Raw genomic sequence first — 22,414 nt, 5'->3', positions numbered from 1 at the left:
GCTTGTTGATTCGCTTTGGTTTCTTACGAAGCCTTCCCGTTTCAACGAGGTCGCATTATAGAGATTTCGATCACACTGGCAAGCCCTTTTTGAAGTTTTTCTTACTTTTTTGATTGTTCGAGCGTTTTTTGTTCAAAACACCTCATTATCACTAGTATTCCCCTTAATTAAGGGCTTAAGGTACCTATATAAAGGAGGACTTATGAGTTCAATACGCAGTTATAAAGGAATATCCCCTCAGATTGGACAAGGTGTCTATATAGATACAAGTTCGGTACTGGTTGGTGATATCAAAATCGGTGACGACTCTAGCGTGTGGCCTTTGGTTGCAGCTCGAGGAGATGTGAACCACATTCATATTGGGGAAAGAACGAATATCCAAGACGGCAGCGTCTTGCATGTCACCCATAAGAATGCAGAAAACCCTGACGGTTATCCTCTATTAATAGGTAATGATGTCACTATCGGACATAAAGTAATGCTGCATGGCTGTACTATTGAAGATCGCGTACTTGTTGGCATGGGAGCTATCGTGCTTGATGGCGTTATTGTTAAAGAAGAAGTGATGATTGGTGCTGGTAGCTTGGTTCCACCTAATAAGGTACTTGAAAGCGGTTATCTATATGTAGGAAGCCCAGTAAAACAAGCACGCCCATTAAATGATAAAGAGCGTGCCTTTTTACAGAAGTCAGCTGACAACTATGTTCAGAATAAAAACGACTATCTAGACTCTGTGCTGCCAGTCTAAAGCATTTTGATTTGAATCCGATTAGAGGAGTCATACTCCTCTTCTTCTATTAACTCTTCCGCTAGCTCTTCAATATCAAAACGTAACTCAGAAAAGATAACTAAAGCTTGATCGCCTTCTTCTATCTCTTTACCAGCTAATCGAGATAGTTCCTCAATAGACATTACACACTCAATCAGGGCGCCCGACTGCTGCGCAGGGAAGGTGATTGATTGATTCTCTTCATCCCAATCTTGGATATCCGGAAATAGAATTGATTGATTCATTTTTTATAAATACCTTGTTACATCTCTAGGTTTTTACGTAATTCTCTTAAAATCTGTTTTGTTCCCGGACGAAGGCCACGCCAAAGCATAAAGCTTTCTGCTGCCTGTCCCACTAACATACCCAAACCATCATAAGCAGCATGAACACCATTATCTAATGCCCATTGATTAAATACCGTAGTTCCCGAACCGTAAACCATGTCATAAACGGAACTATTCGAATTAAAGATAATCTCAGAAACTTCAGGAAGCTGACCACTTAGACCAGATGAGGTCGAGTTAATGATGACATCAAACCCTTCATTAACATCGCTTAATCCCATTCCTTTGATGTTTTCATATGAAGAAAACATCTCAGCCAGAAGTTCAGCCTTTGAACTGGTTCGATTAGCGACTACCAACTGTTGTGGCTTTTGGTCGAGAAGAGGTTGAATCACTCCTCGAGCGGCGCCACCAGCGCCAAGCAGAAGAACGCGAGCCCCTTCTAGCATAACTTGATGTTGAAGAAGGTCTTGAACTAAACCCTCACCATCGGTGTTATCACCAATGATTTCTCCGTCATCGAGCTTCTTAAGTGTGTTTACGGCACCGGCTAGTTCAGCCCTCTCAGTTAGGCGATTAGCAAACTGATAGGCATCTTCTTTAAAAGGTGCTGTTACGTTACATCCTCGACCACCTTCGCTGAAAAAGGCTTTGGCAGCAGTGATAAATTCACCATGCTCTGGCTGTAATGCTGTATAGGTAAGTTGTTGGCTGGTTTGGCGAGCAAATAATGTGTGAATGAATGGCGATTTGCTTTGCCCAATAGGGTTACCGAAAACGGCATAACGATCTACTTGCTGTGTCATATCCTTACCTAACAGAAATAAAAAAGGGTCATCTATATAGATGACCCTATCACTATCCCTATAAGGAAGGAAGAACTACCAAACTCGAGGCTTTAGGTAGTCGCTATAAAGCAGAGCTTCTGGTGAACCCGCTTGTGGTTCGTAGCGGTATTCCCAGCGAGCCAATGGCGGCATCGACATCAATATAGACTCTGTACGACCACCGCTTTGTAGACCAAATAGGGTGCCACGGTCATACACTAAGTTAAATTCAACATAGCGACCACGACGATAAAGTTGGAAATCACGCTCGCGCTCACCATAAGGCGTCTCTTTGCGTCGTTCTACAATGGGTAAATATGCGGCTGCAAAACCTTCACCGACCGCCTGCATATAAGCAAAGCTCTTTTCAAAGCCCCACTCGTTAAGATCATCAAAGAACAGACCACCCACACCACGTGTTTCGTCTCGGTGAGGCAGATAGAAGTACTTATCACACCATTCTTTGTGCTCTTGATAAACATCATCACCAAATGGCGCACAAAGATCTTTGGCTGTTTGATGCCAAGATTGGCAGTCTTCGTCGACAGGATAAAATGGCGTTAAGTCAAAACCACCACCAAACCACCAAATCGGGTCTTCCCCTTCTTTTTCTGCTATGAAGAATCGAACGTTCGCGTGTGAGGTAGGGATATATGGGTTTTTAGGGTGGATAACTAATGATACCCCCATCGCCTCAAACTTGCGTCCGGCTAATTCAGGGCGATGAGCGGTGGCTGAGGCTGGCATCGCCTTACCCGCTACGTGAGAGAAGTTAACCCCACCTTGTTCAAATACCGCACCGTTGGTCATCACACGAGTTCGACCACCGCCACCAAGGCGCTCGCCAGGTTCACGCTCCCATGCATCCTCTTCAAACAGTGCAGTACCATCAGCTTGCTCAAGCTGCTGGCAAATCGAATCTTGTAGGCTCAGTAAAAACTGTTTTACTGCTTCTTTATCAATTGCTGACATCTTTCTTCCTCTGCAGGGTTTAACCCTGTCTTAATATTTTCGACGTTTTTGCATCTCTAATTTCGCTTGGCTTCTCACGACCACCCGTTTGACCTTTTAAAATAGCCACCAAATGTTGGCCAAGTTGCTGTTGAACTTCTTCAGTCGTCATACAAGGCGGTTCACCTGTCAGGTTAGCACTGGTCGAGGTTAACGGCTTACCGAATTCATTACACATTCTTTGAACTAAAGGGTGATCCGTCACTCGCACCGCGATGGATTCAAATTGGCCACTGACCCAGTCAGTTACTTTACTGCTGGTTGGCATTATCCAAGTCACTGGTCCCGGCCATGTTGCTTTTACGGTCGCTAACTGCGCTTCCGTCAACTGGCTTTCGTCAATATAGGGCAGCAACTGCTCGTAACTCGCAGCAATTAGGATCAACCCTTTCTCCATCGGCCGCTGTTTTAAATCGAGCAATTTCTTGATGGCTTGTGGATTATCAGGATCACAACCAACCCCAAAAACGCCTTCGGTCGGGTAAGCAATGACTTCACCTTGTTGTAATGCCTGCAAAGTATGTTGAAAGTTATCCAAGAGTTGCCTCATTAATTCTGTTATCGAACTCGCTAAGTGTACAAATTATCATTCACTGTGACTAAAGCTATTTGTTCATAAAATGTATCAATTAACAACTTAGACTGACGCAAACGTTTTCCTTGAGCAATTTTACCCGTATAATGCGCGCAAAATATCTAATCACTAATTAAATCGTACCTGAAGGAGTTTGAGATGACTGTCGGTATTATCATGGGTTCTAAATCTGATTGGCCAACAATGAAGCTAGCTGCAGAAATGTTGGATCAATTTGGCGTGGCGTACGAAACAAAAGTGGTTTCTGCTCACCGCACACCTCAGTTGCTTGCAGACTACGCAACCAGTGCGAAAGAGCGCGGTATTAAAGTGATCATTGCTGGTGCTGGCGGTGCAGCACATCTTCCGGGCATGGCTGCCGCTTTCACAAGCGTACCTGTTTTAGGTGTTCCTGTTCAGTCTAAAGCACTGAAGGGCATGGACTCTCTGCTTTCTATCGTACAAATGCCAAAAGGCATCGCGGTAGGCACTCTGGCTATCGGTGAAGCTGGCGCTGCCAATGCTGGCATCCTAGCGGCTCAAATCATTGGTACACACAATGAAGACGTGATGGCAAAAGTCGAAGCGTTCCGCTCTGAGCAAACAGAAACGGTTCTGGCTAATCCAAACCCTGCAGAGGACTAATTCCCATGCATGTTCTTGTGTTAGGCGCGGGCCAACTTGCTCGCATGATGTCCCTAGCTGGGGCGCCGCTGAATATTGAAATTTCTGCTTTTGATGTTGGCAGCAAAAATATTGTTCACCCATTAACGCAAGCGATTCTAGGCAGCGGCTTAGACAATGCGATTGAGCGTGCGGACGTCATTACCGCTGAATTCGAACATATCCCTCACGATGTTCTTGAGGTATGTGAGCGCAGCGGTAAGTTCTTACCGACAACAGAAGCAATTAAAGCCGGCGGTGACCGTCGTCTTGAAAAAGCCCTGTTAGACGAAGCAAATGTGAAAAATGCCAAATACTACGTGATTAACTCTCGCGAAGACTTTGACATTGCGATCGCTCACGTTGGCTTACCAATGGTATTGAAGAGTACACTTGGTGGTTACGATGGCAAAGGTCAATGGCGCTTAAAGACATTAGACAATGTTGACGCGACTTGGACAGAAATGGCCGAGTGCATTGCCGCAACAGACAACCAAGCCATTGTGGCTGAAGAGTTTGTTCCGTTTGACCGCGAAGTATCACTGGTTGGTGCTCGTGGTACCAATGGCGAGATTCAAGTGTACCCACTGGCTGAAAATGTTCACACCGATGGCGTGTTGAGCTTATCGACAGCGATTGATGACATTGAACTGCAAGAGCAAGCGAAAGCCATGTTCACTGCCATTGCTGAACGCTTAGATTACGTTGGCGTACTCGCGCTAGAGTTCTTTGATGTTCAAGGTTCACTGCTGGTGAATGAGATTGCACCACGTGTTCATAACTCTGGCCACTGGACACAACAAGGCGCTGAAACTTGTCAGTTTGAGAACCATCTACGTGCCGTATGTGGGATGCCATTAGGCAGCACTAAGCTGATTCGTCCAACCGCAATGATCAACATCCTTGGTGAAGATACCCTACCTGAAGCAATTCTTGCTCAAGGTGGTTGTCATGTTCATTGGTATGGTAAAGAGAAGCGTGCAGGTCGTAAGATGGGCCACATTAACGTGAGCGCTGACTACAACGCAGAGCTGCAAAGAGCGCTATGCTCACTGGCAGACATTCTCGATAAGCAAGCCTACCCTGCTGTGCATGAATTTGCTGAGCAGATGAAGTAAATCTACATTGCTTGATGAATATAGAACGTTTATTGGATATAGAAACGGCGCTCATTGAGCGCCGTTTTTTGTCTATAACATCAAGTTATTGAGATTGAATGTGATGACACTTGCGATCAGCACATTGCTTCTTAGTGCCACTGGCCGTTTTCTTCTCCAGCAACAGCGGGAACTGACACTCTTCACAACGACCTATAACAGGTGGCTGATTAACGGCGAACTTACACTTAGGGTAGTTATCGCACGCATAGAAGGTTTTGCCATAGCGAGATTTACGCTCAACCAAATGGCCTCTGCCACACTCAGGACAAGCAACAAGTGGCTGCTCTTCAGGTTGTTCTTTTGGTTGGTCCAAAGATTCGATGTGATTACACGTTGGGTAGCTACTACAACCAATGAACATACCAAAGCGACCTTGCCTTAATACCAATTCGTTTTGGCATTTAGGACACGGTACACCCAGCTCTTTCACTACGTGGCCATCGTTCTGATGCAGAGGCTTGATGTAATCACAGCTAGGATACTGCTTACAGCCTAAAAATGGGCCGTGCTTACCATGGCGAAGCTGAAGCTCTCCACCACACTGTGGACATGGTTCATGCTCTAATGCATGTTCATGTGCCGAAAAAAGCTGATTATCAATCTTACTACTCATGACAAGCCTGTATTAATGCAAGATACCTTGCTCTTTGGTGTACAACAGCTCTTCCATTTGCGTGTAAGCACTTTCATTACCCGGCACATTAAATAGCACCATTAAGATAATCCATTTCAGATCATCCAATTCAAATTCGCTCGTCTCAAGCCCCATCACACGATCAATCACCATTTCACGAATCTCTGTCGTGAGTACGTTGATCTGTTCAAGGAACAATAAGAAACCTCGACACTCCATATTAATACGTGCAATCTCTCGACTGGTATAAATACGCATCGAGGTATTGGAACACATAGTAATCGCCGCTTGATTCTCAGTATCTTGCAATGCCGCAAGATCTTCTAACCAATGGAGGGCCTTATAAATATCATCTTGGTGAAACCCTGCTCGAAGAAGCTCATCTTCCAGCTCATCTTGATCCACCTGCAATTCAGAATCGCTATGGATGTAGGTTTCAAACAAGTACATCAGTATGTCCATCATCATAGCTTAGCCTCTCCCCTTTCGAATATAGCCACCGGAAACTGCAACAACATGCCCTGAGAGCTCAAGCTCTAAAAGCTGCATCATGACCTCATGCACAGGTATATGGGTTCTCTGTGCCAAAATATCAACGGGTGTCGCCTCTAACCCTACGTTAGCTAACAGCTGTGGAAATGGCAATTGTTCATTTTCCCCCATACTGGGCGTGGGTTCGAACAAGCTGGGTTGCTGATCGATAGACCAGTCTAACAGACTCTTTATTTCAATCAGAACATCTTGTGCACTCTGTACCAAGCATGCTCCAGCTTTGATTAAGCTATTACCTCCTCGACTGGTTGGGTTATGAATAGAGCCAGGAAGCGCAAACACCTCTCGGCCTTGCTCCATGGCATAGCGAGCTGTAATCAAAGAACCACTCTTCTCAGCCGCTTCAACCACCAAGGTTCCGAGCGATAACCCACTTATAATACGGTTACGACGAGGGAAATGTTCAGGTCGTGGTTTGGCACTTGGGCGAAACTCTGAAATCAACGCACCATTTTCACAGATCCTATCGGCTAAATTTCTGTGTCGCGCAGGATAAATGGAATCCAATCCAGAACCCAATACAGCAAAAGTTTCCCCTCCTTTATCTAGAGCACCATCATGAGCATAGCCATCGATACCGAGTGCTAAGCCACTGGTGACAATCAAACCGTTTTGGACGAACTCTTTGGCGAAGGACTTCGCGGTTTGCAACCCTTCGAGACTGGCATTGCGACTGCCGACCATAGCGATTTGAGGCTCAATCAGTTTTTCAACGTGACCTTTAACGAAAAGCACGCTTGGCGCGGAGGCGGTCTCATTCAGCAGTTTGGGATAATGCGAGCAATTCGGGGTAATGATGTGATGGTTGGGTTGTCTTGCTTGCCACTCTAGGCAAGCCTCCACTTCTCTTGGGGCTTGCTCTCTTAGATAGGCAATTTGCTTGGCAGACAAACCAAGCGCTTGCAGTTGCTGACTTGAGTAACCAACAATATTCGAAGGGGAATCAATGCTCAGCAGCCGAGAAAGTCGCTTGCCACCCAATTGCGGAACAAAACTTAGAGTTAGCCAAGCACTCAGTTGTTGCTCATTCACTCGGTGCCCTTAGCTTCTTCCTTCAAAGCCAGATCCAAGGGCGATACCGCCAGAATATCATTGCTAACCGGTTTTGAACTCTGAGTAATCAACGCGAGGCTAAAATACTCATAAGGGCGAATGACCATCAAACTACCAAGTGAGGTACTTGGCAACTGCACCTTATCGCTCGCCGCTGACTCTTGATAGCTGTATTCACCCTGCTTACCAAACACCACCGCGCCGCTTTCACTAAGCGTAAACATAGATCCTTGGCAAAGATTGTCCTGTGAGCCTTTATTAATAACCACGACCTGATTCTTTGCACTGTATTGGCTGCCGTCTAATGAACCCAAGATATTAGCAAATTGCCCCGCAGCACTAGGCGCTGGATAAAATGTGGTTGAGAGCTTCACCTGATCAACGCCAAGCTCTGGTAACACGAGGTCATTAAGTAACACCTCTTGCAGTTGAGTCTCTATCTGTAAACTACTGAACTCAGCATCCACCTCTTTCAGGCGCGCCGTGGCGACCAAACGCAAAGAGGTCATACTCGCTTGAGGTTGTTGTCGTTGATAAGTTTCGACAGAACGGTAAATACCCCATTTTTGATGTTGTTGGTTACCCGAAATAAATAGTCGGTCTTCACCTGATAAGAAACGTTTGCCATCGCTCGTTCCTAACACTCGTTGAGCCGATTGGATATCTTGCTGCTCAACCAAGCGATCAGATTGTAGATACGGCAGAACAAGCCCCTCATTCACGGTAGGCACCGCTTTCTTCTCAGAGACACGAATCTTAGGGCTTAACTTGATGACGGGTTTAAGGCTCAATACAGGCTCGCCATTAATCCAAACCAGAGACAATTTATCTCCGGGGTAAATAAGGTGAGGGTTTTCTATTTCAGGGTTTACCTGCCATAGCCTTGGCCACAACCAAGGGCTATCGAGATACATCGCGGAGATATCCCATAAGGTATCCCCCTTAACCACCACATACGCCTCGGGTGCGCCTTGTTTAATGGTTAAAGGTTGCTCACTATTTTCAGCCATAACGGCGAACGAAAGCGAGGCACAAATAAGAGAAAAAGTGGGAGAAAAATGACGCATGACCTAGGTTCCTTGGTCTGAATATATGACATCTGATTAGAGAATTAACTTCAGGATGCTGTCATTTGACCTCTAAAATGTCTAGAATTGAGCCAACAAGGTTTAAGCTGTTTCGGCACAGTTCAATATTTCGAGTGTATATGTCTGTATTACAAGTATTAACATTACCAGATGATCGTCTACGTACCGTGGCGAAACCGGTAAAAGAAGTTACCCCAGAGATTCAAAAGTTCGTTGATGACATGATTGAAACCATGTACGACGAAGAAGGTATCGGCCTTGCTGCAACGCAAGTAGATTTCCACCAGCGCATCGTTGTTATCGATATTTCAGAAACACGTGACGAGCCTATGGTTCTGATCAACCCTGAAATTACCGACAAACGTGGCGAAGATGGTATCGAAGAAGGCTGTCTATCTGTGCCAGGCGCTCGAGCTCTAGTACCTCGTGCTGCAGAAGTAACGGTTAAAGCATTAGACCGTGAAGGCAACGAATTCACATTCGACGCTGACGACCTTCTGGCTATCTGTGTTCAGCACGAACTTGACCACCTAGAAGGCAAGTTGTTTGTTGATTACCTATCGCCACTAAAGCGCAAACGTATTCAAGATAAGCTAGCGAAGATTAAACGTTTCAACGAGAAACAAGGTTAATAACCGCTGCTATTACTAAATTAAGAAGGAAGTCTACCTTGAGTCAATCTTTAAGAATTGTCTTCGCAGGTACTCCGGATTTCGCCGCCCGTCATTTGGCGGCGTTGTTGTCTTCGGAGCATGAAGTTATTGCTGTTTACACACAGCCAGATCGTCCAGCAGGCCGCGGTAAAAAACTGACAGCGAGCCCAGTAAAAAACATCGCACTTGAAAACAATATTCCGGTTTACCAACCAGAAAATTTCAAGTCAGATGAAGCTAAGCAAGAGCTAGCAGATTTGAATGCTGACATCATGGTTGTTGTCGCTTACGGCTTGCTTCTTCCACAAGCTGTATTAGATACACCTCGCTTAGGTTGTATCAACGTGCATGGTTCAATCCTGCCACGCTGGCGTGGTGCTGCTCCGATTCAACGCTCTATCTGGGCGGGTGATAAAGAGACAGGTGTGACGATCATGCAGATGGATATCGGCCTAGATACCGGTGATATGCTAAGCATCGCAACGCTGCCAATCGAAGCGACAGATACTAGCGCGTCAATGTACGAGAAGTTAGCTGGCCTTGGTCCTGATGCTCTTGTTGGATGTTTAGCTGACATCGCTTCTGGTAAAGCCGTTGCTGAAAAGCAAGATGACGAGCTTGCTAACTACGCGAAGAAGCTGAGCAAAGACGAAGCTAAAATTAATTGGAATGACAGTGCAGAACACATCGAACGTTGTGTGCGCGCTTTCAATCCATGGCCAATGAGCCACTTTGCGGTTGTTGATAGCAGCTCTAATGATGAAAAAAGCATTAAAGTTTGGCAGACACGTGTTGACCAAAAATCAACGTCTGCGCCAACTGGTTCAATCATCAAAGCAGATAAAACGGGTATCTATGTTGCGACTGGCGACAAAGTACTGGTTTTGGAACAACTGCAAGTTCCAGGCAAAAAAGCCATGTCAGTTCAAGACATCTTGAACTCACGTGCAAGCTGGTTTGAAGTTGGCACTCAACTTTCTTAACCGCTTTAAAGCTACTCAATATGCACTTAAAAATGTGTAGCTTGTAAAAACACAGTTTAGAAAACCTTTACGAGGGCAGAGATGCCCTCATGTATTCAAATAAATATTCGGTACCCCTCATGAATGTTCGCGCTGCTGCTGCAAATGTCCTATTTCAAGTTGTCGATAAAGGCCACTCTCTTTCACACGCTCTCCCTGCGGCTCAAAAAACGATCCGTCCGCGAGACCATGCTCTACTGCAAGAGATTTGCTACGGCGCACTTCGTTACCTGCCTCGCTTAGAGTCAATCGCTAACGAACTGATGGAAAACTCGCTTAAAGGTAAAAAGCGCGTCTTTCACCACCTGATCTTAGTAGGCATTTATCAGTTGGGCTTTATGCGCATTCCTTCGCATGCAGCCGTTGCTGAAACAGTTGAAGCAACCAAAACACTGCGTGGCCCAAGCCTCAGTGGTTTGATCAATGCCGTACTTCGCAGCTACCTGCGCGATCAAGAAGAACTAGACGAGAAAGCCGTTAGCCACAATGCTGGCAAATACAGCCATCCAAGCTGGATTCTAAAAATGCTTCAAGAGAGCTACCCAGATCAGTGGGAGCAATTGGTTGAAGCAAACAATAACAAGGCACCAATGTGGCTGCGCGTAAACCGCCAACACCACACTCGTGACGAGTATGTTGAACTGCTTAAAAACGAAAACATTGAATACACACTGCACCCTGAAGCAGCTGATGCCATAAAATTAGCCTCACCTTGTGACGTTACTTTGCTTCCTGGCTTCGACAGAGGCTGGGTATCTGTGCAAGATGCTGCAGCTCAGCTTTCCGTTGATTTCCTAACACCAAAAGATGGTGAGCTAATCCTAGATTGTTGCGCAGCACCTGGTGGTAAAACTGCACACATTCTTGAACATACTCAAGACACTGAAGTGGTTGCAATCGACAGTGATATTAAACGCCTAGACCGCGTTTACGATAACCTTGAACGCCTACAACTGCGTGCCGACGTAATCTGTGGTGATGCTCGCTACCCTGAAGAGTGGTGGACAGGCAGTCAGTTTGACCGCATCCTACTTGATGCTCCGTGTTCAGCGACGGGTGTAATCCGCCGTCACCCTGACATTAAGTGGCTACGCCGTGCATCTGATATTGATGCACTAGCAGAGCTGCAAAGCGAGATCTTGGATGCAATGTGGCGCCAGCTAAAAGAAGGCGGCACCATGGTTTATGCGACATGCTCTATCACGCCGCAAGAAAACGTGCTGCAAGTGAAAGCATTCTTAGAGCGTACCGAGAACGCAACGCTGGTTGGGTCTGATATCGAAAAACCGGGTCGTCAAATACTACCTGGTGAAGAAGATATGGATGGCTTCTACTACGCAGTTCTAGTAAAACAGGCATAACAACTAACAGCGGCTAAGAATTTATTTCTTAGCCGCTGTTTCTTTCTAGTGCATTATCAAAGCGAAAAGAGATCACTAGAATTACAACGGCAAAAAATAAGAGAAAGGCTATGAAGATCATTATTCTAGGTGCTGGACAAGTTGGCGGTACCCTTGCTGAAAACCTAGTGGGTGAAAACAATGACATCACGATCGTCGACCGTAATGCCGACCGACTTCGTGAACTTCAGGACAAATACGACCTTAGGGTTGTAAACGGCTATGCCAGCCACCCGAACACACTACGTGAAGCGGGCGCGCAAGATGCCGACATGTTGGTTGCCGTAACCAACATGGATGAAACCAACATGGCCGCATGTCAGGTTGCCTTCTCTCTTTTTAACACACCGAACCGTATTGCCCGAATCCGCTCTCCACAGTATTTAGAAGAGAAAGAAGCACTCTTCAAATCAGGGGCGATTCCAGTTGATCATTTAATTGCCCCAGAAGAACTCGTCACCAGCTACATCGAGCGCCTAATTCAATATCCAGGTGCACTGCAGGTTGTGAGCTTTGCTGAACAGAAAGTTAGCCTAGTAGCGGTAAAAGCCTACTACGGTGGCCCACTGGTCGGTAACGCACTGTCTGCTTTGCGTGAGCACATGCCGCACATTGATACTCGTGTTGCCGCTATCTTCCGTCAAGGTCGCCCTATTCGCCCACAAGGTACTACCATCATTGAAGCCGATGATGAGGTTTTCTTTGTGGCAGCGAGTAATCATATCCGCTCAGTAATGAGTGAGCTTCAGCGTCTAGAGAAACCGTATCGTCGCATCATGATTGTTGGCGGTGGTAACATTGGTGCAAGCTTGGCAAAACGCCTTGAGCAAAGCTACAGCATCAAGCTTATCGAGCGCAGCTACACTCGCGCCGAGAAGCTATCTGAAGAATTAGAAAACACCATCGTATTCTGTGGTGATGCTGCCGACCAAGAACTGCTGACCGAAGAGAACATCGATCAGGTGGACGTGTTCATCGCTCTAACCAATGAAGATGAAACCAACATCATGTCAGCGATGCTGGCGAAGCGAATGGGTGCCAAGAAAGTAATGGTGCTGATTCAGCGTGGCGCTTATGTCGACCTTGTTCAAGGTGGCGTGATTGATATTGCGATCTCTCCACAGCAAGCGACCATTTCTGCTCTGCTTACTCACGTTCGTCGTGCTGATATCGTAAACGTATCCTCTCTACGTCGCGGCGCTGCAGAGGCGATCGAAGCGATTGCTCACGGTGACGAAACCACCTCTAAGGTTGTTGGCCGAGCGATTGGCGACATCAAACTGCCACCGGGCACCACCATTGGTGCGATTGTTCGCGGAGAAGAAGTACTTATCGCGCACGATAGAACCGTAATCGAACAGGATGACCACGTAGTGATGTTCCTAGTGGACAAGAAATACGTACCTGATGTTGAGTCTCTATTCCAACCGAGCCCGTTCTTCTTATAGCCTTGTTCTCGTAAGCTTCTTCTCGCAACTTTCTTTTTGTGAGAAGGACGCTCCGGCACAAAGCTGTAATCAATTAAAGCTATGGTCTATTAAGCTATGGTCAACTTTCGTCCGATATTATTAGTGATAGGGTTAGTGTTATCAAAACTCGCCCTTTTCATGTACATCCCCACATTGGTTGCCTTTTTTACTGGCACCGGTGGCTTCCTCGAGTTTGGTCAATCGGTAGTGATCACGCACATTGTGGCGTTCATCTGCTTGAGCTTGGGCCGCTCCGCTAAGTTCCGACTTGGGGTGCGGGACATGTTCCTTATCACCTCTTTGGTTTGGACAATTGCCAGCGCCTTTGCCGCCCTGCCATTTGTCTTCATTAACCACATCAGCTTCACTGACGCCTACTTCGAAACCATGTCAGGTATCACCACGACAGGCTCAACCGTATTAAGCGGCTTAGATAGCATGGCACCAAGCATTCTGTTGTGGCGTTCTATACTGCAATGGTTAGGCGGCATCGGCTTTATCGTGATGGCGGTAGCAGTTCTACCAATGCTCAACGTTGGTGGTATGCGCCTGTTCCAAACCGAATCATCCGATTGGTCAGATAAAAGCAGCCCACGAGCAAAAACCGTCGCGAAGAACATCGTAGCGGTTTATCTGGTTCTGACTGGTTTATGCATCATTAGCTATTTGTTTGCAGGCATGGGTATCTTTGACGCGATCAATCACGCGTTCACAACACTGTCGACGGGGGGTTACTCAACCTCAGATGGATCGATGAACCACTTCTCCAACAGTGCTCACTGGGTGGGAACACTGTTCATGTTCCTTGGTGGACTGCCGTTCTTACTGTTTGTTAGCGCACTGCGAGGCCGAAAACTCTCAATCCTCTACAAAGACGCGCAAGTGAGAGGTTTCACGTACCTGTTCTTGGTCACCAGCGCCGTAATATCAACATGGTTGGTGGTTAGAGATGGCTACACTGTTATGGATGCGATACGTGTTTCGATGTTCAACATCGTATCAGTCGTCACCACAACCGGTTTTGGCTTAGAAGACTTCACCGCGTGGGGGGCACTGCCAACGACCTTGTTTGCATTCCTAATGATGGCGGGAGCTTGCTCGGGTTCAACCTCTGGCGGTATTAAAATATTCCGTTTCCAGATCGCGATGACCATGCTCCACAAACAAATGATGAAGCTAATTCACCCATCGGGCGTGTTTGTTCAACGCTACAATCAGCGACCTGTGAATGACGATATTGTGCGTTCACTCGTGGCATTTGGTTTGATGTTCTTTATCACGATTATCTTAATTGCAGGCGGCTTGAGCGCGATGGGGCTTGATCCTGTGACCAGTATATCTGGCGCTATCACAGCCGTTGCCAACGTGGGCCCAGGCATGGGTAACGTGATCGGTCCAACGGGTAACTTTGCTCCATTACCAGACGCTGCTAAATGGCTATTAAGTTTAGGTATGTTGATGGGCCGACTTGAGATACTGACGCTAATTGTTCTATTTTTCCCTGCCTTTTGGCGACGCTAATTACGCGAATATTTAAGGAAACACAGATGAAATCATACCTACTTATCGCAAGCGCACTGCTTAGCAGCTCTGCATTCGCCGGCCAAATGGTGACTCTGCAAGATGGTAAACAGATACTTTTAAAAGATGACTTTACGTGGCAATACGTGGCACAGAAACAAACGGCAACAACATCAGAAATCGTAGTCCCTGTTGTAGCAGCGCCGGTTGTAGCTGTCCCAATCGCGACTAATGTGCGTGGTACGACGATTATCGTTGATAGCAAGAAGCCAAGCTTACAGCTGTCTCAATCAGGAGTGGATGTTGTACTAGGTGCAAGTCGCTATGAAGACGGCGAGCTGATCATCCCTACGGCTATTACTAACCAAGGTACGCAGGCTGTCATCTTAGTGTCTTTGAAGTTAGGTGTATATTCACCAAGTGGTGAGTTATTAGAAGAGAAAACAGTAGCGGTTTGGAAATCGATAAAGCGTATGGCAGATACCTACCTTCGACCAAAAACCGATGCCGAAGGTACGTCGCTTAACCTAGCTGTTGATCAATACCCAGAATATCAAATCAAAGCTGAAATCGTTGAAGTGCTGGCTCGCTAAACCGGTGTCACAAACAGGTAGATAGCGAAGAAATGGCAAGCGCAGCCCGCCAACACAAACAGGTGCCAGATGGCATGGTTATAAGGGATGCGTTTTGCCACATAGAAAATCACACCCAGCGAGTAAATCACCCCGCCAACCGCCAGTAACACCAAACCACCTATATCGATGTTCATCGCTAATTGATAAACCACAATCAAAGATAGCCAACCCATCGCTAAGTAAATGAACAGCGATAAGCGCTTGAATCGGTATACGAAAGCAATCTTCATGATGATGCCCACCAGCGCAATTCCCCAGATCACCGCCATCAAGCCCATCGCTAATGGGGTTCTTAAGCCCACCAAAAGAAACGGCGTGTAACTGCCCGCAATCAGCAAATAAATCGCACAGTGATCGAGCGTTTTGAGTAAGCGCTTGGTTTTCTCAGTGGTGATCGAGTGGTACAACGTGGAAGCAAGAAAGAGCAGAATAATACTGCTGCCATACACCGCCATACTGGCAACCGTTAGCATGTCAGCTTGGTAATCAAACGCACGAATCAGTAACAGGATCAGGCCCACTACGCCAAGTACGACGCCCAAACCATGGGTTATCGCATTAGCGCGCTCTTCGATGTCACTGTATTCGCTGGCTGATGATGCAGACATGAGTATCCTACTAGAGTAAATGTTCGATTGACCCAGTATTACATATTAAGCTTACACGTGTAAGCTTAAATTTTTATGACAAAATGACTTATAAAATGTGCGATTCAGCTAAGATGCGCTTTCTAAATACTCGACCACCATCTTACCGGCGTCTTCTGGTGAGGTATCAAGCGGGACACTCAATTGACGCTGTAGTTGACCAATTCCCAGCAAGCTCGCCAACATACCTTTTGCTCCATCGCGATTGCGGTCTATCTCAAACCACAACTTAAGTTCTGTCTCACCACGATGAGCAACAACCTCAAGCTCACGCCAGCGACCATGATAAGGGCCAGTCGTCGGAACAAATTCGAACTCTTGCACAAACGGTAACTCGAAACCTTCCACCGCCTCACACTCGACTTGGCGAATGCGTAGCCCTTGAGCTTCAAGTTCGTTAAAGATGCCATCGAGGAGTGCATCAGGACGAACCGTTAAGGTGTCTTTATCCGATGGGTCAATTGCCATCGCAATGTCCAACCCGGTTTCCAGCCACACCTTTGAATCACCAATCGTGACTGGTGTATTCAGCGGTACATCAAACTCACATTCAAAGTCACGGGTTTCTCCCGGCTGAATCACAAAGGCATACGGCAGGCTCCATTTAGCCAACGAGTACGTCTGATGCATTCGGCGTTTATGACCGCCCTCTTGCCTTTGCGAGTTCATGGTGACTTCTTTGACGTAACGACAGCACAAGTTGAGATCAATGTTGTCGATTTCTTGTGGCTGAGCGCCACCATAGACATGCACAATAATGCTCGCCTTCTTGCCTGGGTAAAGCACTTCCTGTTGCAATACAGAATCCACCTTGGCAGATCCAATACCAAAACTAGCTAACGTTTTCTTTAAGAACGACATATGCACCTCCTTTAAAGCATCATCTTAAGCCTGAAAGAGGTTCAAACTCAAATATACTGCTCACACTATTTTAGCTCTAATATCGTTTAATTATCACTCAGGCGTCGATCGATAACTTAGATAGTGATAATCTAAGCCTTGATATGCATGCATATCATTATCCTGATTTATTTTTCGGATTGGCGAAAGCCAGACGAGTGACTCTTCAAGTAATTGAAGCGAAGCTCATGATAAGTCAGGCCATTAGATTGGCAATGGATATGCCTGACCGTTAGGTAAATTAATGCGCCCAACAGCTGTCAGGTTCTCGCACACCAACCGTAGTGCGATGCGTCGTCGTAGTGGCTTTGTTGCTGCTCCAACGGCTAAGAAATTGGCTCCTACAATGACTCTCGTTCAGAAGACTGCTTTATTAGCACCGACTGCAACAAAAGTAATTAAAGCCGCTTAACGAAAAGCGCAGTTTTTACTGCGCTTTTTTCTTGCCCGGTCCCATCTTGAAATGCCTTTACACATTGGTATTCCCTATCCGATTTGATACCTTAGTCACAAATCATTATAAAATTTGTGGAGAATAAAGTATGAAGTGTCACCGCATTGAAGAACTGCTTGAGCTGATGGAGCCTGAGTGGCAGAAAGATCAAGAGCTTAACTTATTACAGTTCATCATTAAGCTATCAAAAGAAGCTGGCTACGAAGGTAAACTTGAAGAACTAACAGACGACGTTCTGATCTATCACCTCAAAATGCGTAACAGTGAAAAAGATGAAATGATCCCAGGCCTTAAAAAAGACCAAGAAGATGATTTCAAAACCGCGATTCTAAAAGCGCGTGGCATCCTTTAACTGCTTAAATGCGTTAAAGCTTAATTGCCTTATAAATAAATTGCTCAATTCTAAAAAGCGACCACTCGGTCGCTTTTTTGTTTCTGTTCGCTATTTTTTCGTCACAACTGTTATGACTTTTGTTGTTAAAGGTTGATAGCGTTAAAGAAATGAGAACAAGATTGTCGCTATAATCGCCATCCATAAGAATCTTCTAAAATAATAAGAGCGAGTGCGATAACAACAAATGCACCAAGCTCAATTTCAATAGGTTCTCTAAACCATACTTTCAAGTAATGTCGTCATGCCCTCTTTAACAGGGCAAACATGCCACAAAAAGGATAGTCCATGAGTCAGGATAAAATCGATATCAAAGATGTGACGCCTAAAACCTTTAACCCGAAAACACATAAAGGTAATGGAGATCGATTTAACCCAAGTAACCGAATCTATGTTCGAGAAAGCAAAGGTAAATTCCAACAATTGCGCCGCTATGGTGGTTGGTTCTTACTTTTACTTTTTGCGCTTATCCCATGGATTCCATTTGGTGAACGACAAGCGATCTTGCTCGATATCGGCAGCCAACAGTTCAACTTCTTTGGAACAACGCTATACCCACAAGATCTGACACTACTCGCCATCTTATTTATGATTGCCGCATTCGGCTTATTCTTCATAACCACCTTCTTAGGGCGAGTCTGGTGTGGCTATTTATGCCCGCAAACCGTCTGGACCTTCATGTATATCTGGTTCGAAGAGAAACTGGAAGGTGCTGCCAATAAACGAAGAAAACAAGATTCGGGCAAACTGACGAGCAATTTAATTCTCAGAAAAACCATCAAGCACATCGCGTGGTGGGCGATTGCGATTGCGACGGGCTTAACCTTTGTCGGTTATTTCATCCCAATCAAAGAGCTGGTGGTTGGCTTCTTTACCTTGAACTCGACTTTCTGGCCGGTGTTTTGGGTATTGTTCTTTGCTGGGTGTACTTATGCGAATGCGGGATGGATGCGTTCTATTGTTTGTCTGCACATGTGTCCTTACGCGCGTTTCCAATCGGCAATGTTCGATAAAGATACCTTCATCGTGGGTTACGACACTAAACGAGGTGAAAGCCGCGGCCCTCGCTCTCGTAAAGCCAATCCAAAAGAACTTGGTCTAGGCGACTGTATTGACTGTAATTTATGTGTTCAAGTGTGCCCAACGGGTATCGATATCCGTGACGGCCTACAATACGAGTGTATTAACTGTGGCGCGTGTATTGATGCCTGCGACAACACCATGGAACGTATGGGTTATGACAAAGGCCTGATCAACTACACCACCGAGCACAGGCTCGATGGTCACACAACTAAGGTGATGCGTCCTAAGCTGCTAGGTTATGGCGCTATATTGATCGTCATGCTGGGTTTGTTCTTCGCACAGATAGCGAGTGTTGATCCTGCAGGCTTAAGCGTTCTACGGGATAGAAACCAGTTATTTAGAATCAATAGTCAAGGGCTTGTCGAAAATACTTACAACTTGAAAGTCATCAACAAAACTCAGCAAGAGCAAGAGTACAAGCTTGATGTCAGCGGGCTACCAGATTCTATCTGGTACGGTAAACAAACGATCACCGTAGACCCAGGTGAGGTTTTAAACCTTCCTATCAGCTTAGGCGTCGATCCAGAAAAACTGAGCTCACCAGTTTCGACAATTCAGTTTATACTCTCGGATAATGAAGAGTTTACGATGGAAGTCGAAAGCCGCTTTATCAAGAAGCTCTGATACCAGACACCTTAGTGCTTGGTATAACACCCCAATAAATGGAAAAAGGCTCAGTAATGAGCCTTTTTTATTCTATGACGATGCAAGCCTTTAACTTTGATAACCTGACTCCTGACTTCATGTGGTACGCACTGGAGAGTATTGGAGTTCGTGCTGAATCCGGGCTTCTCGCTCTCAACAGCTACGAAAACCGGGTATATCAATTCACCGATGAAGACCGTAAACGCTACGTCGTTAAGTTTTATCGTCCGCAGCGTTGGAACACCGCACAGATCCAAGAAGAGCACGACTTCGCGTTAGAGCTGATCGAACAAGAGTTACCGGTTGCTCCACCTATGCGAATCAACGGCGCAACCTTGCATGAATATCAAGGCTATCTATTTGCACTGTTTGAAAGTGTCGGTGGCAGGCAATATGAAGTCGATAATCTAGATCAATTGGAAGGCGTTGGACGCTTCCTTGGCCGTATTCATAAAGCCAGTGCCGGAAGAACATTTCAGCATCGCCCGACCATCAGCTTAGATGAATACCTTTATCAGCCACGTAAGATTCTAGAGAACTCTCAGTTTATCCCAACGCACCTAGAGAACGCGTTCTTCAATGACGTCGACCTTCTGATTAAAGAACTAGAGAGCCAGTGGCCGAGTAACATTGACAACATTCGTCTCCATGGCGACTGCCACCCGGGTAATATCTTGTGGCGCGACGGGCCAATGTTCGTCGATCTTGATGACGCGCGTAATGGTCCTGCTGTTCAAGATCTATGGATGCTGCTTAACGGCGAACGCCAAGATAAAATGATGCAACTGGATATTCTGCTAGAGAGTTATCAAGAGTTTTGCGATTTTAATACCGCGCAACTGAAACTAATCGAACCTCTGCGCGGTCTACGTATGGTGCATTACATGGCATGGTTGGCGAAACGATGGCACGATCCGGCGTTTCCTTTGGCCTTCCCGTGGTTTAATGATCCGAAATATTGGGAGCAACAAGTACTTGCTTGTAAAGAGCAAATTGCTACCCTGCAAGAGCCACCACTTTCGTTAATGCCTCAGTGGTAACAGCAATCGCAACATACAACTAGATAAAAATTCAAACATAATGGAGATTGGATAAATGAAAAAGCTATTCGCATTTTTCTCATTGATCATGTTGAGCCTTTCAGCTCACGCTGCGAAATTTAACGAAGGTGAACACTACAAAGTTCTCGATCTAGAAGCATCAAAAAAACCAATGGTGACAGAGTTCTTCTCTTTTTACTGCCCACACTGTAATAGCTTTGAGCCAATCATCCAGCAGCTAAAACAACAGCTACCTAAAGACGCTAAGCTACAGAAGAACCATGTTTCATTCATGGGTGGCAACATGGGCCTGCCAATGAGCAAAGCTTACGCGACCATGATTGCACTGAAAATTGAAGATAAAATGGTGCCAGTGATGTTTAACCGCATCCACACCATGAACAAGCCACCACGCGATGAAGCAGAACTACGTCAAATCTTCTTGGACGAAGGCATCGACGCGAAGAAATTTGACGCGGCTTACAATGGCTTTGCAGTGGATTCAATGGTTCGTCGTTTCGACAAAGCATTCAAAGACAGCGGCCTTTCTGGCGTACCAGCAGTAGTAGTGAATAACCGTTACTTGGTAGAAGCACAAGGCATCAACAGCCTAGACGAATATTTTGAATTGGTTAACTTCTTACTGAAGAAGTAAAAAACAATCAAAAAACCATATTAAGGGAGCTTCGGCTTCCTTTTTTGTGCCTGACGCTTTTTAATCATCTTCAGCAAACACATAATTTTTAGCCAGCGATACGGTTCTACTTCCCATTTATCTAATAAACCTTTATAAGGTGCGCGACAAAGTGAACCTTTAGATTATGCTGTTTTCTATAACTTTTTATTAACAGCTATTTGTTGCTACCACTCACTGGGGCAAGGAGCCTCTGAATGAAAATTAAATATACGTTATTAGCACTGAGCGTTGCCGCAGCACCTGCTTTTGCCAAGCTTGCTGATGAAGCAGGTTTTAGTGGTGAAATATCTATCAACACCGGTTTTACTTCTTCAACCTCAAATTTTAATACCGATGCTGACAGCACCATTTCATCTAACCAACAGAAGGCTTCTTCGGAAAGCTCATTCCTTGTTGCACCTTTAGGCAGCGTTGCTTACACCTTCGGTGAAAAACTAAACCACCAGGTTTACACAGGTACAGCGCGAGATGACGTAGCAACGGGTACTGTGGTACTTGAATTGGGTTATAAATACCAACTAGATTCAGGCATGACCATCGATGCTTCCCTTCTGCCAACAATCATGTCTGGTGAGACTTGGGCAAACCCATACGAGGTTGGTACAGCTCGAAGCAAAACCGATGAAACCGGCAATGCCTTTCGTTTGAAATTAAGTAGCATCGCAGGTTCTGCATTCTCGCTAGACATGGCCTACGCGACTAAAGATGTGAAAGATGATCGAGTTGAAGAAGCTCTACAGCGTGATGCCGAAACTTTCTACCTGAAAGGCCAATACCGCGTTCCATTGAGCCGCACCATGATGCTTATCCCATCCGTCATCTATCAAACACGTGATGCTGATGGTAAAGCTGAGTCTTACGACCAATTCGGTGGTGAGGTAAGCTTATTTGGTGGCATAGGCCGTCACCAGTACGCACTAACAGCGGGTTACAACCAACGCTCTTACGATGCAAGTAACTCCATCTACGATAAGAAACGCAGTGATGACAACATCAACCTGTTTGCCGCGTATGAATATGAGCAATTCATGAACTGGGACAACTGGTCGTTTGTTTCACTGGCGGGCTACGGTACCAGCGACTCGAATATAACCTTCTACGATGAATCGCAATACATCGTCTCAGTCGGCCTGAACTACAAGTTCTAGTTAGGCATCACTGCTCGCTAATAACCATTAGTTCATAACAACGAAAGCCTGCGTAAAAAGCAGGCTTTCTTGTTTTTATACCAATCGTAGT

25 protein-coding genes are annotated in these 22,414 nt (G+C 45.8%); 15 read left to right on the top strand and 10 right to left on the bottom strand.

Going from position 1 to position 22,414, the window contains the following annotated elements:
- The first annotated feature begins 202 nt into the window (after nucleotides 1–202).
- Complete coding sequence (locus L3V33_RS21940) at nucleotides 203–748, top strand: gamma carbonic anhydrase family protein (RefSeq protein ID WP_010433372.1); 546 nt, start codon at nucleotides 203–205, stop codon at nucleotides 746–748.
- Here L3V33_RS21940 and L3V33_RS21935 read toward each other — a convergent pair.
- From L3V33_RS21935 to L3V33_RS21920, 4 genes are all read right to left on the bottom strand, one after another.
- Nucleotides 745–1,014, bottom strand: coding sequence for a DUF1488 domain-containing protein (locus L3V33_RS21935; protein ID WP_171330659.1), 270 nt, complete (start codon nucleotides 1,012–1,014; stop codon nucleotides 745–747). The genes L3V33_RS21940 and L3V33_RS21935 overlap by 4 nt on opposite strands.
- Before the next feature lie 17 nt (nucleotides 1,015–1,031).
- Nucleotides 1,032–1,862, bottom strand: a complete 831-nt coding sequence (gene aroE, locus L3V33_RS21930) for a shikimate dehydrogenase (RefSeq protein ID WP_171330657.1) — start codon at nucleotides 1,860–1,862, stop codon at nucleotides 1,032–1,034.
- Between the two features lie 75 nt (nucleotides 1,863–1,937).
- On the bottom strand, nucleotides 1,938–2,855 hold the full coding sequence (hemF, locus tag L3V33_RS21925; RefSeq protein WP_054548300.1) for an oxygen-dependent coproporphyrinogen oxidase: 918 nt from the start codon (nucleotides 2,853–2,855) through the stop codon (nucleotides 1,938–1,940).
- Between the two features lie 19 nt (nucleotides 2,856–2,874).
- The gene (locus L3V33_RS21920) at nucleotides 2,875–3,432 is read right to left on the bottom strand and encodes an L-threonylcarbamoyladenylate synthase (protein WP_054548301.1); all 558 of its coding nucleotides are present in this window, start codon (nucleotides 3,430–3,432) and stop codon (nucleotides 2,875–2,877) included.
- Nucleotides 3,433–3,627: 195 nt separating this feature from the next.
- Here L3V33_RS21920 and purE point away from each other — a divergent pair, with 195 nt between their 5' ends.
- Nucleotides 3,628–4,113 carry a 5-(carboxyamino)imidazole ribonucleotide mutase gene (gene purE, locus L3V33_RS21915; protein WP_017073863.1) on the top strand — a complete coding sequence of 162 codons (486 nt, stop codon included), beginning with the start codon at nucleotides 3,628–3,630 and terminating at the stop codon, nucleotides 4,111–4,113.
- Between the two features lie 5 nt (nucleotides 4,114–4,118).
- Nucleotides 4,119–5,249, top strand: a complete 1,131-nt coding sequence (locus L3V33_RS21910) for a 5-(carboxyamino)imidazole ribonucleotide synthase (RefSeq protein ID WP_237291195.1) — start codon at nucleotides 4,119–4,121, stop codon at nucleotides 5,247–5,249.
- A gap of 85 nt (nucleotides 5,250–5,334) precedes the next feature.
- On the opposite strand, the gene L3V33_RS21905 is transcribed toward L3V33_RS21910, so the two are convergent.
- From L3V33_RS21905 to L3V33_RS21890, 4 genes are read right to left on the bottom strand one after another with little or no spacing between them, the layout of a single operon-like run.
- Nucleotides 5,335–5,904: a topoisomerase DNA-binding C4 zinc finger domain-containing protein gene (locus tag L3V33_RS21905; RefSeq protein WP_004735775.1), complete on the bottom strand. Its 570-nt coding sequence runs from the start codon at nucleotides 5,902–5,904 to the stop codon at nucleotides 5,335–5,337.
- A 12-nt stretch (nucleotides 5,905–5,916) separates the two neighbouring features.
- The gene (locus tag L3V33_RS21900) at nucleotides 5,917–6,393 is read right to left on the bottom strand and encodes a DUF494 family protein (protein ID WP_237291194.1); all 477 of its coding nucleotides are present in this window, start codon (nucleotides 6,391–6,393) and stop codon (nucleotides 5,917–5,919) included.
- Nucleotides 6,394–6,396: 3 nt separating this feature from the next.
- Entirely contained in the window at nucleotides 6,397–7,509 is a 1,113-nt protein-coding gene (dprA, locus tag L3V33_RS21895; protein WP_004735773.1) for a DNA-processing protein DprA, read from the bottom strand.
- Nucleotides 7,506–8,597 (bottom strand): LysM peptidoglycan-binding domain-containing protein, encoded by a 1,092-nt coding sequence (locus tag L3V33_RS21890; RefSeq protein ID WP_237291193.1) that lies wholly within the window; start codon nucleotides 8,595–8,597, stop codon nucleotides 7,506–7,508. Before L3V33_RS21890 ends, dprA begins: the two co-directional genes overlap by 4 nt.
- Nucleotides 8,598–8,737: 140 nt before the next feature.
- Between L3V33_RS21890 and def the strand changes: the two genes are divergently transcribed.
- The 6 genes from def (at nucleotide 8,738) to L3V33_RS21860 (ending at nucleotide 15,276) form a co-directional block, all read left to right on the top strand.
- Complete coding sequence (gene def, locus L3V33_RS21885; protein WP_004735769.1) at nucleotides 8,738–9,250, top strand: peptide deformylase; 513 nt, start codon at nucleotides 8,738–8,740, stop codon at nucleotides 9,248–9,250.
- Between the two features lie 38 nt (nucleotides 9,251–9,288).
- Nucleotides 9,289–10,254: a methionyl-tRNA formyltransferase gene (gene fmt / locus L3V33_RS21880; protein ID WP_237291192.1), complete on the top strand. Its 966-nt coding sequence runs from the start codon at nucleotides 9,289–9,291 to the stop codon at nucleotides 10,252–10,254.
- 119 nt (nucleotides 10,255–10,373) lie between these two features.
- A complete protein-coding gene (gene rsmB / locus L3V33_RS21875) occupies nucleotides 10,374–11,654 on the top strand; it encodes a 16S rRNA (cytosine(967)-C(5))-methyltransferase RsmB (protein WP_017077320.1) in 1,281 nt (426 codons plus the stop codon).
- Nucleotides 11,655–11,764: 110 nt separating this feature from the next.
- Nucleotides 11,765–13,141, top strand: coding sequence for a Trk system potassium transporter TrkA (trkA, locus tag L3V33_RS21870; protein ID WP_004735766.1), 1,377 nt, complete (start codon nucleotides 11,765–11,767; stop codon nucleotides 13,139–13,141).
- A gap of 96 nt (nucleotides 13,142–13,237) precedes the next feature.
- Nucleotides 13,238–14,683: a TrkH family potassium uptake protein gene (locus L3V33_RS21865; RefSeq protein ID WP_237291191.1), complete on the top strand. Its 1,446-nt coding sequence runs from the start codon at nucleotides 13,238–13,240 to the stop codon at nucleotides 14,681–14,683.
- Between the two features lie 26 nt (nucleotides 14,684–14,709).
- Nucleotides 14,710–15,276, top strand: a complete 567-nt coding sequence (locus L3V33_RS21860; RefSeq protein WP_054548308.1) for a DUF3157 family protein — start codon at nucleotides 14,710–14,712, stop codon at nucleotides 15,274–15,276.
- Here the strand turns inward: L3V33_RS21860 and L3V33_RS21855 are convergent.
- The gene (locus tag L3V33_RS21855; RefSeq protein ID WP_004735763.1) at nucleotides 15,273–15,926 is read right to left on the bottom strand and encodes a hemolysin III family protein; all 654 of its coding nucleotides are present in this window, start codon (nucleotides 15,924–15,926) and stop codon (nucleotides 15,273–15,275) included. The genes L3V33_RS21860 and L3V33_RS21855 overlap by 4 nt on opposite strands.
- Nucleotides 15,927–16,034: 108 nt before the next feature.
- Nucleotides 16,035–16,826 (bottom strand): sporulation protein, encoded by a 792-nt coding sequence (locus L3V33_RS21850; RefSeq protein WP_114634151.1) that lies wholly within the window; start codon nucleotides 16,824–16,826, stop codon nucleotides 16,035–16,037.
- 283 nt (nucleotides 16,827–17,109) lie between these two features.
- On the opposite strand from L3V33_RS21850, the gene L3V33_RS21845 reads away from it, so the two are divergent.
- The 6 genes from L3V33_RS21845 to L3V33_RS21820 all read left to right on the top strand — a co-directional run bounded on the left by L3V33_RS21845 (nucleotide 17,110) and on the right by L3V33_RS21820 (nucleotide 22,323).
- The gene (locus L3V33_RS21845; protein WP_004735761.1) at nucleotides 17,110–17,277 is read left to right on the top strand and encodes a hypothetical protein; all 168 of its coding nucleotides are present in this window, start codon (nucleotides 17,110–17,112) and stop codon (nucleotides 17,275–17,277) included.
- A gap of 130 nt (nucleotides 17,278–17,407) precedes the next feature.
- A complete protein-coding gene (locus tag L3V33_RS21840; protein ID WP_017073848.1) occupies nucleotides 17,408–17,671 on the top strand; it encodes a YihD family protein in 264 nt (87 codons plus the stop codon).
- A 327-nt stretch (nucleotides 17,672–17,998) separates the two neighbouring features.
- Nucleotides 17,999–19,417 (top strand): cytochrome c oxidase accessory protein CcoG, encoded by a 1,419-nt coding sequence (ccoG, locus tag L3V33_RS21835; RefSeq protein WP_237291190.1) that lies wholly within the window; start codon nucleotides 17,999–18,001, stop codon nucleotides 19,415–19,417.
- A gap of 74 nt (nucleotides 19,418–19,491) precedes the next feature.
- Nucleotides 19,492–20,478 (top strand): serine/threonine protein kinase, encoded by a 987-nt coding sequence (locus tag L3V33_RS21830; protein WP_004735756.1) that lies wholly within the window; start codon nucleotides 19,492–19,494, stop codon nucleotides 20,476–20,478.
- Between the two features lie 55 nt (nucleotides 20,479–20,533).
- Nucleotides 20,534–21,133, top strand: coding sequence for a thiol:disulfide interchange protein DsbA/DsbL (locus L3V33_RS21825; RefSeq protein WP_237291189.1), 600 nt, complete (start codon nucleotides 20,534–20,536; stop codon nucleotides 21,131–21,133).
- A 236-nt stretch (nucleotides 21,134–21,369) separates the two neighbouring features.
- Nucleotides 21,370–22,323 (top strand): DUF2860 domain-containing protein, encoded by a 954-nt coding sequence (locus tag L3V33_RS21820; RefSeq protein WP_237291188.1) that lies wholly within the window; start codon nucleotides 21,370–21,372, stop codon nucleotides 22,321–22,323.
- Nucleotides 22,324–22,414: the final 91 nt, after the last annotated feature.

The sequence above is a fragment of the Vibrio sp. A2-1 genome (genome assembly GCF_021728355.1).
Lineage (GTDB): Bacteria > Pseudomonadota > Gammaproteobacteria > Enterobacterales > Vibrionaceae > Vibrio > Vibrio splendidus_K.
Note: the sequence above shows the minus strand (reverse complement) of the source record. Positions and strands in the feature narration are given on the sequence as shown.

Excerpts from the sequence above, each read along its gene's own strand:
- L3V33_RS21940 (WP_010433372.1), top strand. The coding sequence starts at position 203 with ATGAGTTCAATACGCAGTTATAAAGGAATATCCCCTCAGATTGGACAA.
- L3V33_RS21935 (WP_171330659.1), bottom strand. The coding sequence starts at position 1,014 with ATGAATCAATCAATTCTATTTCCGGATATCCAAGATTGGGATGAAGAG.
- aroE (WP_171330657.1), bottom strand. The coding sequence starts at position 1,862 with ATGACACAGCAAGTAGATCGTTATGCCGTTTTCGGTAACCCTATTGGG.
- hemF (WP_054548300.1), bottom strand. The coding sequence starts at position 2,855 with ATGTCAGCAATTGATAAAGAAGCAGTAAAACAGTTTTTACTGAGCCTA.
- purE (WP_017073863.1), top strand. The coding sequence starts at position 3,628 with ATGACTGTCGGTATTATCATGGGTTCTAAATCTGATTGGCCAACAATG.
- L3V33_RS21910 (WP_237291195.1), top strand. The coding sequence starts at position 4,119 with ATGCATGTTCTTGTGTTAGGCGCGGGCCAACTTGCTCGCATGATGTCC.
- L3V33_RS21905 (WP_004735775.1), bottom strand. The coding sequence starts at position 5,904 with ATGAGTAGTAAGATTGATAATCAGCTTTTTTCGGCACATGAACATGCA.
- L3V33_RS21900 (WP_237291194.1), bottom strand. The coding sequence starts at position 6,393 with ATGATGATGGACATACTGATGTACTTGTTTGAAACCTACATCCATAGC.
- L3V33_RS21890 (WP_237291193.1), bottom strand. The coding sequence starts at position 8,597 with ATGCGTCATTTTTCTCCCACTTTTTCTCTTATTTGTGCCTCGCTTTCG.
- def (WP_004735769.1), top strand. The coding sequence starts at position 8,738 with ATGTCTGTATTACAAGTATTAACATTACCAGATGATCGTCTACGTACC.
- rsmB (WP_017077320.1), top strand. The coding sequence starts at position 10,374 with ATGAATGTTCGCGCTGCTGCTGCAAATGTCCTATTTCAAGTTGTCGAT.
- trkA (WP_004735766.1), top strand. The coding sequence starts at position 11,765 with ATGAAGATCATTATTCTAGGTGCTGGACAAGTTGGCGGTACCCTTGCT.
- L3V33_RS21865 (WP_237291191.1), top strand. The coding sequence starts at position 13,238 with ATGGTCAACTTTCGTCCGATATTATTAGTGATAGGGTTAGTGTTATCA.
- L3V33_RS21860 (WP_054548308.1), top strand. The coding sequence starts at position 14,710 with ATGAAATCATACCTACTTATCGCAAGCGCACTGCTTAGCAGCTCTGCA.
- L3V33_RS21855 (WP_004735763.1), bottom strand. The coding sequence starts at position 15,926 with ATGTCTGCATCATCAGCCAGCGAATACAGTGACATCGAAGAGCGCGCT.
- L3V33_RS21850 (WP_114634151.1), bottom strand. The coding sequence starts at position 16,826 with ATGTCGTTCTTAAAGAAAACGTTAGCTAGTTTTGGTATTGGATCTGCC.
- L3V33_RS21845 (WP_004735761.1), top strand. The coding sequence starts at position 17,110 with ATGCGCCCAACAGCTGTCAGGTTCTCGCACACCAACCGTAGTGCGATG.
- L3V33_RS21840 (WP_017073848.1), top strand. The coding sequence starts at position 17,408 with ATGAAGTGTCACCGCATTGAAGAACTGCTTGAGCTGATGGAGCCTGAG.
- ccoG (WP_237291190.1), top strand. The coding sequence starts at position 17,999 with ATGAGTCAGGATAAAATCGATATCAAAGATGTGACGCCTAAAACCTTT.
- L3V33_RS21830 (WP_004735756.1), top strand. The coding sequence starts at position 19,492 with ATGACGATGCAAGCCTTTAACTTTGATAACCTGACTCCTGACTTCATG.
- L3V33_RS21825 (WP_237291189.1), top strand. The coding sequence starts at position 20,534 with ATGAAAAAGCTATTCGCATTTTTCTCATTGATCATGTTGAGCCTTTCA.
- L3V33_RS21820 (WP_237291188.1), top strand. The coding sequence starts at position 21,370 with ATGAAAATTAAATATACGTTATTAGCACTGAGCGTTGCCGCAGCACCT.